We start from the raw sequence: 13,693 nt of genomic DNA, 5'->3' as shown, positions 1-13,693 counted from the left end.
CCGCTGCGCTCCGTTCCAGGCTACATTCCGTTCCAGGCTACGTCAAAATCCAGATTATAGGGTTATTTATGAAAATAGCTTTTACTAAAATGCAAGGATTGGGAAATGATTTTATTGTGATTAATAATCTCGATTTAGCCATTCACCTTAATTCATCGCAATATCGCTCTCTCGCCGATCGTCATTATGGCATCGGCTGCGATCAAATTTTATTATTAGAACCTTCAGAACATCCTCATGCCGATTATTATTATCGAATTATCAATGCCGATGGCCGTGAAGCCGAACAATGTGGCAATGGCGCGCGTTGCATGGCTAAATACATTCATGATTATTTACAACCGAATAACACGAAATTTTGTTTAGCCACTACAAAAGGTTTGATTGAGTTGGAGTATGTTGATTCGCAATCGATTAAAGTCAATTTAGGCAAACCTATTTTTACTCCAGCTGCAATTCCATTTATCACAGAATCTGAGCATGATAGTTATCAAGTATCTATCAATCAAATGACATTGCCCATGTCTGTGTTATCCATGGGCAATCCGCACGCGGTAATTATTAATCACGATGAAGCGAATTTAATGTTAGAAAAATTAGGCCAAGCGTTAAATCAACACCCGCAATTCCCGCAAGGGGTTAATCTCAGTGCAGCGCGAATAGTCAATGAAAAAAACATTCAATTGCGTGTTTACGAGCGTGGCAGCGGACTGACTTTAGCCTGTGGTAGTGGTGCGTGCGCGACGATGGTCGCCGCTAAAAAATTAGGTTTATGCAATAGTGAAGTAATTGTTCAACAAGCGGGTGGCGATTTAACCGTGATATGGGAAGGTGGCGAAGCACCCGTATTTATGCTTGGCGAAGCAGTGACGGTGTTTGAAGGAATTATTACTCTTCCTGATAATTGCTAATCAACTGGCGAACGATTAATTGATAAATCTGCGGATCTTTAAGTAAATTCCCTTGTGAAATCTTTTCATCATAAAATCGATTTAAGCGTAAAAGCCAAAAATTGACTGCAGCGTATAATTGCATGGCGGGCCAGTATTTTTTTTCTAAGGGGGCAAAGGGACGAAGCGTTTGATAACACGTTAAAAAATGTTGGGTTAATTTCTCATCTACATAACCTTCTGTGGTTTGGCAACAATCATTAATCGCTACAGCAACATCATATAAATAATAGTCATATGCTGCATCATAAAAATCGATGACGCTGATTAATTGTTGTTGTTGAAAAAATAAATTATCACGAAATAAATCAGAGTGAGTAATGCCCTTAGGTAAATCAATAAAATCGACATTATTCAAAATAGCGAGTGCATTGGCTAAATCGATTTTTTCAGCGGGTTGAAGTTGTTGGTGCAATTTATCAATCATATTCATTTGCCATATGCGGTTGCGTTTATTCTCGCGCTTAAATTCATGTTGGTTTGAAAAAGTATGCAGTCGCGCTAAAAAGAATGCCACTTGCTGAATTTGTTCTAAAGATAAATTAATTTCATGTTGGCCTTGAATTAATTCTGTGACAATCAGCGGTTTGTGATGATAACAAAATAGCGGTTGGCGATAATACAGTTTGGGCACCGGAAAAAAGTGCGCGCCTAATGCTTCCAGCAATTGTAGGGTGATGTTGAGATCGGCAAGCGTTCCAGATTCTAACACCGTGATCACGTACGATTTTTCCCGACAATTTACTACATAATTGGAATTTTGAGTTCCGCCTGATAGGGGAGCAAACTGTTGATAGTGCCCTAAATGGTAATACTGTACCACTGCTAAAATCGTTTGTTCACTTAACGCGGTATAAATCGCCATCGTTTTTCCTGTGTAGGGTTCATCCGTTAAAATTTATGCGATGGAGCTTGCCCCTGGGTCTTTTAATTTAGGATAATACCCCACTGAGTTTAGAAGGCAATTGAATATGACGCAAAACAAACCGATTATTTTAGTAGATGGCTCCTCTTATTTATACCGTGCATTTCACGCACTACCACCACTCACCAACTCGCACGGAGAACCCACCGGAGCGATATATGGTGTAATTAGCATGTTAAAGCGTTTGCAAAAAGATTATCAACCCGAATTGATGGCGGTGATTTTCGATCCCAAAGGAAAAACATTTCGTCACGATTTATTCAAAGACTATAAAGCCACGCGTCCGCCCATGCCGGATGATTTGCGAGTGCAAATTGAGCCGGTATTTAGCCTGATAAAAGCCTTAGGTTTTCCGTTGATTATTGTGGATAAAGTAGAAGCCGATGATGTAATTGGGAGTTTTGCGCATTTGGCTTTGCAAGATAAACGCGAAATATTAATTTCTACTACCGATAAAGATATGGCGCAATTAGTTAATGATCATATTCATTTAATTAATACCATGAGCAATAAACGTTACGATCGCCAAGCCGTTATCGAAAAATTTGGTGTGCCTCCAGAACTCATCGTCGATTATTTGGCATTAATCGGCGATAAAATTGATAACGTTCCTGGCGTTAATAAATGTGGTCCTAAAACGGCGGTAAAATGGCTGCAAGAATTTGGCGATTTAAATGGGATAATAGCGAATGCTAAAAATATTAAAGGTAAAGTGGGAGAATATTTGCGCGAAAGTGTGGAATTTTTGCCACTCTCCAAACAATTAGTCACCATTCATTGCACGGTTGATATGCCGTATCAATTAAATGATTTATTAGTGCATCCTGCCGATACTCAAACCTTAAAAGAATTATTCACCCGCTATGAATTTAAAACCTGGTTAAAAGAATTAACCGAAACCACTGACGCGGAAAAAAAATCAGTCAGCCATCACTACCACACTATTTTTACAGAAGAACAATTGCTGCCGTGGTTAGCTCGGTTACAACAAGCTCCACACTTTGCTTTCGATATTGAAACAACGAGCCTCGATTATATGCAAGCCGAATTAGTGGGATTGTCGTTTGCAGTCACGGCGGAAGAAGCTGCGTATATTCCTCTTGCACACAATTATGAAAATGCACCTCAGCAATTAAATCGTGAGAAAATATTAACTTTGTTAAAACCCATTTTAGAAATCCCACAAAAAATCATTGGGCAAAATATAAAATACGATATGAATATTCTATGCCGCTATGGAATTAATATTTCTAGTTTAGCAGGCGATACCATGCTTGAATCGTATGTGTTAAACAGCACCAGTAATCGGCACGATATGGATACGCTAGCGTTGCATTATTTAAATTATCACACGATTACCTTTGAAGAAATTGCCGGTAAAGGTGCTAAACAAGTGACGTTTAATCAAGTCGACATCGCCACAGCCACAGCATATGCTGCAGAAGACGCTGATATTACGTTACGCTTACATCACGTATTACACCCCAAAATTTTGGCAGAAGAAAAATTAAATCACATTTATCAAACCATTGAATTGCCTTTAGTTCCAGTGTTATCGCGCATGGAATGTGAAGGTGTATTAATTGATAAAACCTTATTAGCGCAACAAAGCCAAACATTGGCTAAACGCATAAAAGAACTTGAGCAACAAGCATTTCAATTAGCCAAGTGTGAATTTAATTTAGGTTCACCCAAACAATTACAAGATATTTTATTTACCGAATTAAAATTACCGATCATTCAAAAAACCCCTTCAGGTCAACCTTCGACGGCTGAAAATGTCTTAGAAGAATTAGCGTATGAGTATGAATTACCTAAAGTGATTTTAGAATTTCGCAGTCTCAGTAAATTAAAATCGACCTATACCGATCGTCTACCCGAACAAATCGATCTTAAGACGGGGAGAGTTCACACGTCCTATCAGCAAGCGGTGACGTCTACCGGGCGCTTATCATCTTCTAATCCTAATTTACAAAATATTCCTATTCGTCATGAAGCGGGTCGTCAAATTCGTCGCGCATTCATTGCACGAGCAGAACACGTTATCGTGGCGGCAGATTATTCACAAATTGAATTACGAATTATGGCGCATTTATCGGGTGATCGTGGTTTATTAAACGCCTTTGCCCAAGGCTTAGATATTCATAAAGCCACCGCCGCTGAAGTTTTCGGTGTGCCATTAAATGAGGTCACCAGCGATCAACGGCGGAGTGCCAAAGCGATTAATTTTGGTTTAATTTATGGCATGTCCGCCTTTGGCTTAGCTAAACAATTAGGGATCGACAGAAATAATGCGCAAGAATACATGGATTTATATTTTCATCGTTACCCAGGCGTAAAACAGTATATGGAAAATACGCGTCAACAAGCCAAACAACTAGGCTATGTGGAAACCATCAGCGGACGGCGATTATACTTACCTGAAATTAATTCTAAACAGTTTCAGCGGCAACGTGCCGCAGAACGGGCTGCCATTAACGCGCCTATGCAGGGCAGTGCGGCCGATATTATTAAACTTGCGATGATTGATATTGATCGGTGGATACAGCGCGAAAAAATCGCTGCGGTGATGATCATGCAAGTCCACGATGAATTGGTCTTTGAAGTTCATCATCACTGTGTAGAAAACGTGAAACACGAAATTGCCGAACGCATGAGCCGCGCGTTAACCTTAGTAGTTCCACTAGCGGTTGAAGTGGGGGTCGGCGCAAATTGGGATGAGGCGCATTGATAGGATATAAACTTAATTGATGAATGAAGGGATGTTCGCTCAATATTGTGCTATTCTTTTAGTAAAGAGGAGTAATCCCAATGCTAAGTTATCAACGCGTACGTGAACTGCTACAAAAAAGCCCGCAAATGGGTTTTAGTCAACTGCAATTAGCTTTTCTCCAACAGCTAGCGAATCTAATTCCTGATGGCGGAGAAATCGACTTGAATAATGCCGTTCAATCCGGTCAATTATTTGCCGGTGGCGATCAGTTCGGAACAAAAAATATTGCCGCGGCCTTTATTTTATTTGCACAAGGGGGCGGACCGCAAGGCACCATACGAGGTGATATGGTAAGTGGCAGTCGTTCAGTTGAATCATTCGCAAACCTCGATCCTGGCTATGCGTTTGGTGCTATTAACGATGGCGGCAGCGCGCTTGAAGATATTTACTATCAAGAACAAAAACAGCGACGTTCGATACAGTATTTGCAACCTAATCCTTCGAAAAGCGCAAAAAACTCTTATGCGGAAGTACTCGAAGAAGCGGCATTAGCTCGAGGAATGGTAACGAATAAAATAGCTGAAGAAAACGCCAATGCAGAATATGAATGGGACAAGAAACATTACCGCTATCGTAGTTCTGTGGGAGGCTAAAAATCGGTGACAGAAAACTGAGGAATGACTATGCACTCTTATTTTAATATTCATAATCGTTTGCGTTGGATTGATAAACACAAAAAAGAGTTATGCGTTTCCGAGCAAGAAATTCAAGGATTGTGTTTATTAGCGACTAAAGAAATGGTTTCCCAAGAAGAATTTATTCGCTACATTCAGGGAAGTGATACTCCTGGTAATGGTAATCGCGTGGGGGCGAATGTTCTCGGGAGTTATGGTGCTCAAGCGCCATTAATGGATCACTACGCTTTTGTCGGCGGGCATGCCGAAGGGACGAGTCTTTTTGAAGATCGTTTGTTAGAAGATACGTTAGTCAAATGTGCTAATTCTCATGAGTCTTGGATCAAACAACATCAAGAAGATAAAAGTTTGCACGATGCTCGCGTGAGAGCATTGGCATTATATCAACTTGCTACCATTGAAGCAGATAAAGAACATCAACAAGAATTAGAAGAAGCCATGCATTATCGTTTAAGACCCACTCTTTGAAGTTTCCATCGCTTAAAAGCGAATCAAAATTAATATTGTTTGTATTATGCATCTTATCGAGATCGAACAGATTTTATAGTAAAATCTTGCAAACACTGTTGCATAGGAACACCCATGGACAAATACGCGAGCCTCACACCGGAAAGCTATGCTATTTTAAAAGAGAAGCATACCGAACCGCCTTTCACCGTTGATATTAAAACCATTCCTGAACGAGGAACTTTTATCTGCCGTGGTTGTGGTATGGCTTTGTTTCGGGCACATCATGAATTTATTTCTGGCTGTGGTTGGCCAAGTTTTGATGATGAAATTCCCCATCGCATTAAACGCCAAGCGGATGCTGATGGTCGTCGCACGGAGATCCTCTGTGCGCGGTGCGACGGTCACCTAGGCCATGTATTTGAAGGGGAAGGACATACCGCAAAAAATTTGCGTCACTGCGTTAATTCTTTAGCCATTGAGTTCGTGCAGGATAATGAAGTCATGGATACTGAAGAAGCCATCATTGCTGCGGGTTGTTTTTGGGGCGTAGAATATTATTTTGAAAAACTGGCTGGTGTTATCGCGACACAAGTTGGCTATAGCGGTGGTGCCACTTCCAACCCAACTTATGAAGATGTTTGCCGCGGTAATACGCATCACCTTGAAGTCTTACGTGTAATTTACGATAAAGATAAACTAACGTACGAACAAGTAATTAAATATTTTTTTGAAATACATAATTTTACTCAAGATAATGGGCAAGGTCCTGATATTGGTGAACAATATTTAAGTGCTATTTTTTATTTCAATCCATCACAACGCGATACCGCAGAACAGGTGATAAAAATATTGAAAGAAAAAGGCTATCAGGTGACAACACAATTAAGAAAAGTGACACATTTTTGGTCGGCGGAAGAGTATCATCAACATTATTATGATAAAATGCAAAAATCACCTTATTGTCATCGGCATAATAAAATATTTTAATCTGCTGCTCGACTTTACTAATTTTTATTCGGAGATTCTCAAAAGGGCTAACTATGATTCATTCCCAAGAAAATTTTATAACGTTACCAGAAAGGCCTGGCATTCCAGCTTGCAAAATTTTCACCAAGCAATATGTGCAAAAAAAATTAGGTGAGAGAAATACCATTATTCTTTTACCGGGTGGCCCAGGTAATGATATGGGAATGTATGATGATCCGGCCATGTCACTTGCTCAAACATTTTTTCAAGTCGCCGATGTGATTCTTTTCGATCCAAGGGCTTGTGGTAAGAGTGAACGATGCGATATCGAATGGTGTTCGCTTGATCATTATATCGATGATGTAGAGGCAATTCGTCAGCATTTTAATATCAATCCCGATCATTTTTTTGTTTTCGGACAATCTTATGGCTCAATAGTAGCCTTAGGTTATTCGATTCGGTATGCAGAGTCATTAAAAAAATTATTACTCATTGGCGGTGTGGTCAGTTCCGCTTTTTATGCGGAAGCTAAAGCCAACTTAAATGAAATTGGCACACCCGAGCAAATTGCGTTTGCAGAGAAATTATGGAATGGTGCATTTGATGGTTCTAAAAAAGAAATTACCGACTTTTATCGATTAATGTCTCCTTTGTATTCTTATTCTTTCGAGCCAGGGGAACCTCCTCTGGAAATTGGTTACAACATTGATATCATGAATTATGGTTGGGGAACTTTTTTAAAACATTTTAATTATGAAAACCAATTAATTAATGTTAAATGCGAGACATTAATTTTATTGGGAGAAAATGAATGGATCATGCCAAGATCGCATATTGATATGATGTATCATTCTATTCCAAACTGTTCCCTAAAAATATATCCCAAATGCATGCATATGCTATGGATAGATCAATGGGAAATATTTGTCGAGGACGCTCTAAACTTTTTAGAGCCTGTTCAAAGTCTCCAATCTTGGCCATAAACTGCCGATTTTCTGTGCTCCGATGCTCATTTACTGACGTGTAAACTGCGCTCCGGTGCTCAAAAATCGACACTTTCTGACTCAAGCTTGGAGACTTTGAACAGGCTCTTAGCGTCAGTTCAAAATTTTTATGCTTGAATCTTTTGAATAGGCTCTTAGGTTGAACGATACGCCAGCGCTTCTAAAATTGATTCTTCAGTTAATGCTTCGACACCTTGTAAATCGGCTATCGTCCGCGCCACTTTTAATAAGCGATGAAAACTGCGCGCTGATAATTGATAACGAGTTAAGGCTTTATCAATGATAGTTTGCGCACTCGGCGTTAAAACACAATAGTGATGTAAATCGGCGTTGGTGAGCGCACTGTTTAAATACCCTTGGCGAGTGAGTTGGCGCTGTCTTGTTTCGTGGACTAATTGTTTGAGATTAGCACTCGTAGGATTTTTGCGCGAAGTTTCTAGGAGTAATTCATTGGCAATGCGTTTGACTTCAATATGTAAATCAATGCGATCCAGCAAGGGTCCCGAAATTTTGCGTTTATAACGTTCTACATAATCAGGACTGCAACGACAGCGCCCACTTGCATCACCATAATAACCACATGGACACGGATTCATGGCCGCAATAAATTGAAAACGTGCAGGAAATTCAGCGCGACGTGCGGCGCGCGAAATCATAATTTTTCCCGATTCTAACGGTTCGCGTAATGCTTCTAAGACATGGCGATTAAATTCAGTTAATTCATCTAAAAATAAAATCCCATTATGCGCTAACGAAATTTCACCCGGGCGTGGAGGCGAACTGCCACCGACTAAGGCAATGCTCGATGCTGTGTGATGGGGGGCGCGAAAAGGCGGTTGGAAAAAATGATTTTCTTCGCGTTTGCAATCGGCTAAAGAATAAATCATCGCCGTTTCTAACGCGAGTTGTTCTGATAACGCGGGCAAAATGGTGGGTAAACGCGTGGCGAGCATGGTTTTACCGGTACCAGGTGAACCCGACATTAACAAGGAATGCCCACCACTGGCTGCAATTACCAAAGCGCGTTTAGCATTATCTTGGCCTTGAATATCTTGCATATCCACCGCATAACTTACCGCGTGGTGAATGGTTTGAATTTCTACGGCGGTTAATGTTGTTTGATCGTTTAAAAATCCACAGACATCCAATAAATGGGGAGCGCACCACGTTTTGCCATAACGCGCAAAACGCGCGTCTATGGCATTGTCTTGCGGAATAATTAATTCCCGCTTGGCTTGATGCGCCGCAATCGCCATCGGCAAAATAGCATCGGCAGGCCGCAACTCGCCATTTAAGGCTAATTCGCCAGTAAACTCACAATGACTTAAATGATCTTTTTTAATTTGTTGCGACGCTGCCAAAATGCCTAACGCAATGGGTAAATCAAAACGGCTTCCTTGTTTGGGTAAATCAGCCGGTGCTAGATTAATGGTAATGCGTTTGGCAGGAAATTCGAATTGGGCATTTAAAATAGCACTGCGTACGCGATCTTTACTTTCGCGCACCGTGGCTTCGGGTAAACCGACAATTGATAATCGAGGTAAACCATTTGAGATATGAGTTTCCACGGTAACCAGCGGCGCATCAATGCCTAATGCGGCGCGAGTATAAACGATAGCATTCGACATAACTCACAATTACTTTTGTTCTAAAGTCGTCACAATTTTTTCTAACTCCATTAATTTCTCACGCGTTTTGGCTAATACCTTAGTTTGCACATCAAACTCTTCGCGCGTGACTAAATCTAATTTAGCAAAATAACTTTGTAAAATTCGCCGGAAGTTATCTTGAATATCACGTTGGATGTTACGTAATTCAGGAGGGATCACTTGGCTGAGTTTTTCTGCAATTTCATCGAGCAATTTAGGATCAAACATGATTTTTTCCTTTTTGATAAAAACGCAAGTGTAACAAGCTTGGGTTCAAGCGTCAGTAAAAATACCTTTTCGCGAGATGATCGCTTACAATGAGAAAATCTTTGCTAATGAGATTTATGTATGAAGTCAACAAAAGTCAGTGTGGGTATGGCGTTGCAAGTATGGTGGATGCATTTTTTGTTAGCATCTCGCCTCACTGCCGTAGTAATGTTTTTTATGTATGTGTTTGCCTTAATTACCATGGCATTATTGGGTAAACCCATTAATTTTTATGTTTATTATGAACATCGTTGGATTATTGGCTTATTTGCGATTTTTATTTACATGATCCCTGGCAGCATTTGGGCTGTGCGATCGTTAATGAATCGACAATTTAGCCATTTTCGTGTGTTAACCTTAGCGGATGAATGACGATGATGAAATTTCTCATAGCGATTATTAAACCTTTTAAACTCGATGATGTGCGCGATGCGCTGGCGGAAATAGGCGTGCAAGGGATGACAGTCACTGAAGTCAAAGGATTTGGTCGTCAACGCGGACATACGGAACTCTATCGTGGCGCAGAGTATGTCGTCGATTTTTTACCCAAATTAAAAATTGAAATTGCCTTGGAAGCAAGCTTAGTAGATAAAGCCATTGAAGCGATCTCTACCGCGGCATATTCTGGAAAAATGGGAGATGGAAAAATTTTTGTTTTAGGATTAGAAGAAGTCGTGCGCGTGCGCACGGGTGAGCAAGGCATTGAGGCATTATAAAGGAATAGCTATGGCAACTAATGAAATATATTTATTAACGGCCGGTGTATTAAATATTTTAGTCTTTTGTGGCATGGCGATGTTTGCTGCTGGATTAATTCGCACCTGCAATATGGGATCACTCTTTGCGAAAAATTGTTTAGGGCTGGCAGTGACCGCAATGACATTTTTAGGCCTGGGATACTCGATTATTTTTATGAATCATGATCATCATGCCTATTTTCCCGATTTAAGCATTATCTTTCAATCGCAACAATCTTGGCATCACTTTTGGGATGTGGAAATTAGCGATACCTCAATTGCCACGGCATTTTATCATTTTGGTTTAGCCTTAATTACCATGGCCATCATCGCGGGTGCGACAGCAGAACAATTAAAACTGTGGTCTTATGTGATATTTTGTCTGTTATTTATGATTTTTGTTTATCCAGTTCTGGGTTATTGGTTACACGAGGGTGGATTTATTTATCAAATGCATTTTATCGATCGAGGAAATTGTGCGCTGATTTTTTTAAGTGCTGCGGCAAGCTCATTGAGTGGCATATTAATTTTAGGCGCGCGCCCCGGACGTTACAATAATCCCACCGGTATAAAACCCATTTTAGGTGGCAATATGCCAATTGCCGTATTAGGAACCTGGTTAGTATTAATAGCCAGTTTTGGGTTTTTGGGGGCATATTCGATTTTGCATCAGGATACTCACGGATTTTTTGCTGTGTTTATTAATTCACTGATGGCCAGTAGCGTGAGTTCGCTGGTCATGGCCATATTAACACGCATCATTTATGGATCGGTGGATTTAAGTTTAGTCTTAAACGGTTTATTAATTGGCGTAATTTTAATTTCTGCGACAGCACCTTCACTCGCGCTTTCAGATGTAGTGACCATTAGCGCGATTGGCAGCATTATTTGCTTTTTTAGTATTATTTTATTAGACAAGTTAAAAATTGACGATCCTATCGGGGCCATCGGAGGATTCGGCATGGCCAGTATTTGTAGTTTACTCAGTGCGAGTTTGATCACTGCGCCGAATTCTGCTCATTCGGCATTAAGCTGGTTCAAACAATTTTTCATTCAACTGAATAGCACGATGATTATCACCTTTTGGGTGTTTCTAACAACACTCATTATTTGGATTATTATAAACTTTGTGATGGGTTTGCGAGTCTGTGCTGAAGCAGAAATTCTGGGTAATGATGTTATTGAATGCAGTGTAAAAGCCTATCCCGATTTTATTAATAAATAACAGGAGCATTAGCGGATGAAATTTAATATCGAGGTAGATTTAACACCTGAGGAATTGCGACGTTTTTTAGGATTACCGGATGTGCAAAGCTTGCAAAATGAGATAATAAATAATTTACGTGAAAAAATGACACAAGGTATTGATGGATTTGATCCAATGAATTTAATGAAGATGATTTTCCCAGATAATCTTCAGACCCTGCAAACAATGCAGAAACAATTTTGGGAGACTTGGATGAAAAATCCAGTTACTGCGAAAAAAGCGGCATCATCTGACGATAAATAATGAAGGAGGAAGCTTTATAGTATGAATACAACCCATTTAAATGGCGCAACTATTTTAGTCACGCGTCCCAAAAAGCAAGCAGAACCTCTCTGTAATATGATTAATGCTTATGGTGGAGTTGCTATTTCGCAACCAACCATGGAAATTATTCCAACCTTAGACGATCCCAGTATTAAAAATTTATTAAATAATATAGATAAGGTTAATTTATTTATTTTCGTTAGTCAAAATGCTGTTATTTATGGGTTACCCTTAATCCAATCTCAACTCAATAAATCACAAGAATTTGCTACCATAGGAAATGCCAGCGCACGTTTATTAACCCAACATGGCATAGACAAAGTAATATACCCCCAAGATATTTTTAATACTGAAACCTTATTAGACTTAGAACGCTTACAAAATGTTAATAAGCAAACAATTGCGATTATCTCTGGGATAAATCCTCGTCCTAAATTAGCCAAAGAATTGATAGAACGCGGTGCCAACGTTATTTCAACCTACGTTTATCGCAGTGAATTGCCGCAATGTGATATGCTCAGTACGCTAGTTAGTCATCCTATTGATGGGATTGTTTGTACGAGTCTTGCTTGTTTAGAAAATTTTTTAAATTTGTGTGGAGCCGCTGGGCTTGATTTAATTCGTCACAAGCGCTTTATAGTTATTACTCCTATGATGGAAATTTTCGCGAAAAACTTGGGAATTAATAATATTTATTGTGCCAAAAATGCCAACGAAGAATCTTTAATGGAGGCGATCATCGCTTCTGGGATAGGCAAGGAAAAACGCCATGACTGAACAACCAAGCATCCATAAAGAAACCTTAGCAGAAGCGTCGCTGACTGATGAAAAATTTTATCGGAAAATTCCTTTAGCCAGCTATTTACTGATAATTGCCATTATTGTTATTTTATTTGCCGTTTTGTATCCTATGATTCGCGAGTCAACTACGCAACAAACAGTTCGATCATTGCAAACACAAATAGCACAATTACAACAAACGGTAATCACCAATCAATCAACCAATGAAACAGCACTAAAACAACTTTCAGTCCAAGCACAACAATTCACTCAAAACACCCAAACACAATTGAATGAATATACAAAAAAAATTCAAACCCTAACTCAAGATAGGGCGAATAAGAATCAATCGTTGGTGTTAGCAGAAACCTTGTATTTAGTACGTTTGGCCAATTATACGTTACACTTAACGGGTAAAATCTCTCAAACCATTCTGATGTTAGAAAATGCCGATCAACGCTTAGCGAGCTTAAATAATCCTAAATTTCTGGCGATAAGACAAACCTTAGCTCAAGATATTACGCGTTTACAAGCGGTGCCACAGGTAGATTACGTGGCATTAATTTTAAAATTGCAGGCGCTATCTGATCAAGTGGAGAAACTTGGTTTAAATAATCCCGTCAATGATGCTAATCATGCAAGTTTACCCGTATTACCCGCAACGACGTGGCGTGAAAAATTAAAAAATAGTTTACATCATATTGAAAAATTAATTGTCATTCGCCATCATGATAAACCTATTGAACCTTTGTTGCCTGCCGAGCAAGCCGTTTATTTACGGCAAAATATTCAATTATTACTGCAGCAAGCACAATGGGCAGTGCTACAAAAAAACCAAGCGTTATATCAAAATAATTTAACTCGGGTTATAGAAACCATAAAACAATATTATGATATAAATCAAGCAGACGCCCGTGGGTTTTTAACGAGTATCGAACAATTACGCACGACTAACGTGCAACCCGCTTTGCCAAATATTGATGATTCATTATCGTTATTACAACATTTAAATCGGACAACTTAAGC

General features: G+C 39.6%; 15 protein-coding genes. 12 read left to right on the top strand and 3 right to left on the bottom strand.

What is annotated here, in order from left to right:
• Positions 1-911: diaminopimelate epimerase (dapF, locus tag KIT27_07090; protein ID MCW5589416.1), on the top strand; the 911-nt coding region annotated here is incomplete at its 5' end.
• On the opposite strand, the gene KIT27_07085 is transcribed toward dapF, so the two are convergent.
• On the bottom strand, positions 889-1,815 hold the full coding sequence (locus KIT27_07085; GenBank protein MCW5589415.1) for a homoserine kinase: 927 nt from the start codon (positions 1,813-1,815) through the stop codon (positions 889-891). The genes dapF and KIT27_07085 overlap by 23 nt on opposite strands.
• A gap of 106 nt (positions 1,816-1,921) precedes the next feature.
• Between KIT27_07085 and polA the strand changes: the two genes are divergently transcribed.
• The 5 genes from polA (at position 1,922) to KIT27_07060 (ending at position 7,682) form a co-directional block, all read left to right on the top strand.
• Positions 1,922-4,606, top strand: coding sequence for a DNA polymerase I (polA, locus tag KIT27_07080; GenBank protein ID MCW5589414.1), 2,685 nt, complete (start codon positions 1,922-1,924; stop codon positions 4,604-4,606).
• Between the two features lie 80 nt (positions 4,607-4,686).
• Entirely contained in the window at positions 4,687-5,241 is a 555-nt protein-coding gene (locus KIT27_07075) for a hypothetical protein (protein MCW5589413.1), read from the top strand.
• Between the two features lie 30 nt (positions 5,242-5,271).
• Positions 5,272-5,751, top strand: coding sequence for a hypothetical protein (locus KIT27_07070; GenBank protein ID MCW5589412.1), 480 nt, complete (start codon positions 5,272-5,274; stop codon positions 5,749-5,751).
• 102 nt (positions 5,752-5,853) lie between these two features.
• Entirely contained in the window at positions 5,854-6,720 is an 867-nt protein-coding gene (locus KIT27_07065) for a bifunctional methionine sulfoxide reductase B/A protein (GenBank protein MCW5589411.1), read from the top strand.
• 53 nt (positions 6,721-6,773) lie between these two features.
• Positions 6,774-7,682, top strand: coding sequence for an alpha/beta fold hydrolase (locus KIT27_07060; GenBank protein ID MCW5589410.1), 909 nt, complete (start codon positions 6,774-6,776; stop codon positions 7,680-7,682).
• A gap of 155 nt (positions 7,683-7,837) precedes the next feature.
• Here the strand turns inward: KIT27_07060 and KIT27_07055 are convergent, their stop codons facing one another.
• Both KIT27_07055 and KIT27_07050 read right to left on the bottom strand, forming a co-directional pair.
• Positions 7,838-9,331, bottom strand: coding sequence for a YifB family Mg chelatase-like AAA ATPase (locus KIT27_07055; protein MCW5589409.1), 1,494 nt, complete (start codon positions 9,329-9,331; stop codon positions 7,838-7,840).
• Positions 9,332-9,340: 9 nt separating this feature from the next.
• The gene (locus KIT27_07050) at positions 9,341-9,580 is read right to left on the bottom strand and encodes an accessory factor UbiK family protein (protein MCW5589408.1); all 240 of its coding nucleotides are present in this window, start codon (positions 9,578-9,580) and stop codon (positions 9,341-9,343) included.
• Between the two features lie 120 nt (positions 9,581-9,700).
• On the opposite strand from KIT27_07050, the gene KIT27_07045 reads away from it, so the two are divergent.
• The 6 genes from KIT27_07045 to KIT27_07020 are packed head-to-tail and all read left to right on the top strand — an operon-like array spanning position 9,701 to position 13,691.
• Entirely contained in the window at positions 9,701-9,991 is a 291-nt protein-coding gene (locus KIT27_07045; protein MCW5589407.1) for a hypothetical protein, read from the top strand.
• A gap of 5 nt (positions 9,992-9,996) precedes the next feature.
• The gene (locus KIT27_07040) at positions 9,997-10,335 is read left to right on the top strand and encodes a P-II family nitrogen regulator (protein MCW5589406.1); all 339 of its coding nucleotides are present in this window, start codon (positions 9,997-9,999) and stop codon (positions 10,333-10,335) included.
• A 10-nt stretch (positions 10,336-10,345) separates the two neighbouring features.
• Complete coding sequence (locus tag KIT27_07035; protein MCW5589405.1) at positions 10,346-11,581, top strand: hypothetical protein; 1,236 nt, start codon at positions 10,346-10,348, stop codon at positions 11,579-11,581.
• A gap of 15 nt (positions 11,582-11,596) precedes the next feature.
• Positions 11,597-11,866: a hypothetical protein gene (locus tag KIT27_07030; GenBank protein ID MCW5589404.1), complete on the top strand. Its 270-nt coding sequence runs from the start codon at positions 11,597-11,599 to the stop codon at positions 11,864-11,866.
• A gap of 21 nt (positions 11,867-11,887) precedes the next feature.
• Positions 11,888-12,664, top strand: coding sequence for a uroporphyrinogen-III synthase (locus KIT27_07025; GenBank protein MCW5589403.1), 777 nt, complete (start codon positions 11,888-11,890; stop codon positions 12,662-12,664).
• On the top strand, positions 12,657-13,691 hold the full coding sequence (locus KIT27_07020; GenBank protein MCW5589402.1) for a uroporphyrinogen-III C-methyltransferase: 1,035 nt from the start codon (positions 12,657-12,659) through the stop codon (positions 13,689-13,691). The genes KIT27_07025 and KIT27_07020 overlap by 8 nt, the downstream gene beginning before the upstream one ends.
• Positions 13,692-13,693: the final 2 nt, after the last annotated feature.

The sequence above is a fragment of the Legionellales bacterium genome (assembly GCA_026125385.1).
Lineage (GTDB): Bacteria > Pseudomonadota > Gammaproteobacteria > JAHCLG01 > JAHCLG01 > JAHCLG01.
This window is presented reverse-complemented; position numbering and strand designations above follow the sequence as displayed.

Coding starts and splice junctions, on each gene's coding strand:
- KIT27_07045 (MCW5589407.1), top strand. CDS start 9,701: ATGAAGTCAACAAAAGTCAGTGTGGGTATGGCGTTGCAAGTATGGTGG.
- KIT27_07020 (MCW5589402.1), top strand. CDS start 12,657: ATGACTGAACAACCAAGCATCCATAAAGAAACCTTAGCAGAAGCGTCG.
- KIT27_07070 (MCW5589412.1), top strand. CDS start 5,272: ATGCACTCTTATTTTAATATTCATAATCGTTTGCGTTGGATTGATAAA.
- KIT27_07025 (MCW5589403.1), top strand. CDS start 11,888: ATGAATACAACCCATTTAAATGGCGCAACTATTTTAGTCACGCGTCCC.
- KIT27_07075 (MCW5589413.1), top strand. CDS start 4,687: ATGCTAAGTTATCAACGCGTACGTGAACTGCTACAAAAAAGCCCGCAA.
- KIT27_07050 (MCW5589408.1), bottom strand. CDS start 9,580: ATGTTTGATCCTAAATTGCTCGATGAAATTGCAGAAAAACTCAGCCAA.
- polA (MCW5589414.1), top strand. CDS start 1,922: ATGACGCAAAACAAACCGATTATTTTAGTAGATGGCTCCTCTTATTTA.
- KIT27_07035 (MCW5589405.1), top strand. CDS start 10,346: ATGGCAACTAATGAAATATATTTATTAACGGCCGGTGTATTAAATATT.
- KIT27_07060 (MCW5589410.1), top strand. CDS start 6,774: ATGATTCATTCCCAAGAAAATTTTATAACGTTACCAGAAAGGCCTGGC.
- KIT27_07040 (MCW5589406.1), top strand. CDS start 9,997: ATGAAATTTCTCATAGCGATTATTAAACCTTTTAAACTCGATGATGTG.
- KIT27_07030 (MCW5589404.1), top strand. CDS start 11,597: ATGAAATTTAATATCGAGGTAGATTTAACACCTGAGGAATTGCGACGT.
- KIT27_07085 (MCW5589415.1), bottom strand. CDS start 1,815: ATGGCGATTTATACCGCGTTAAGTGAACAAACGATTTTAGCAGTGGTA.
- KIT27_07055 (MCW5589409.1), bottom strand. CDS start 9,331: ATGTCGAATGCTATCGTTTATACTCGCGCCGCATTAGGCATTGATGCG.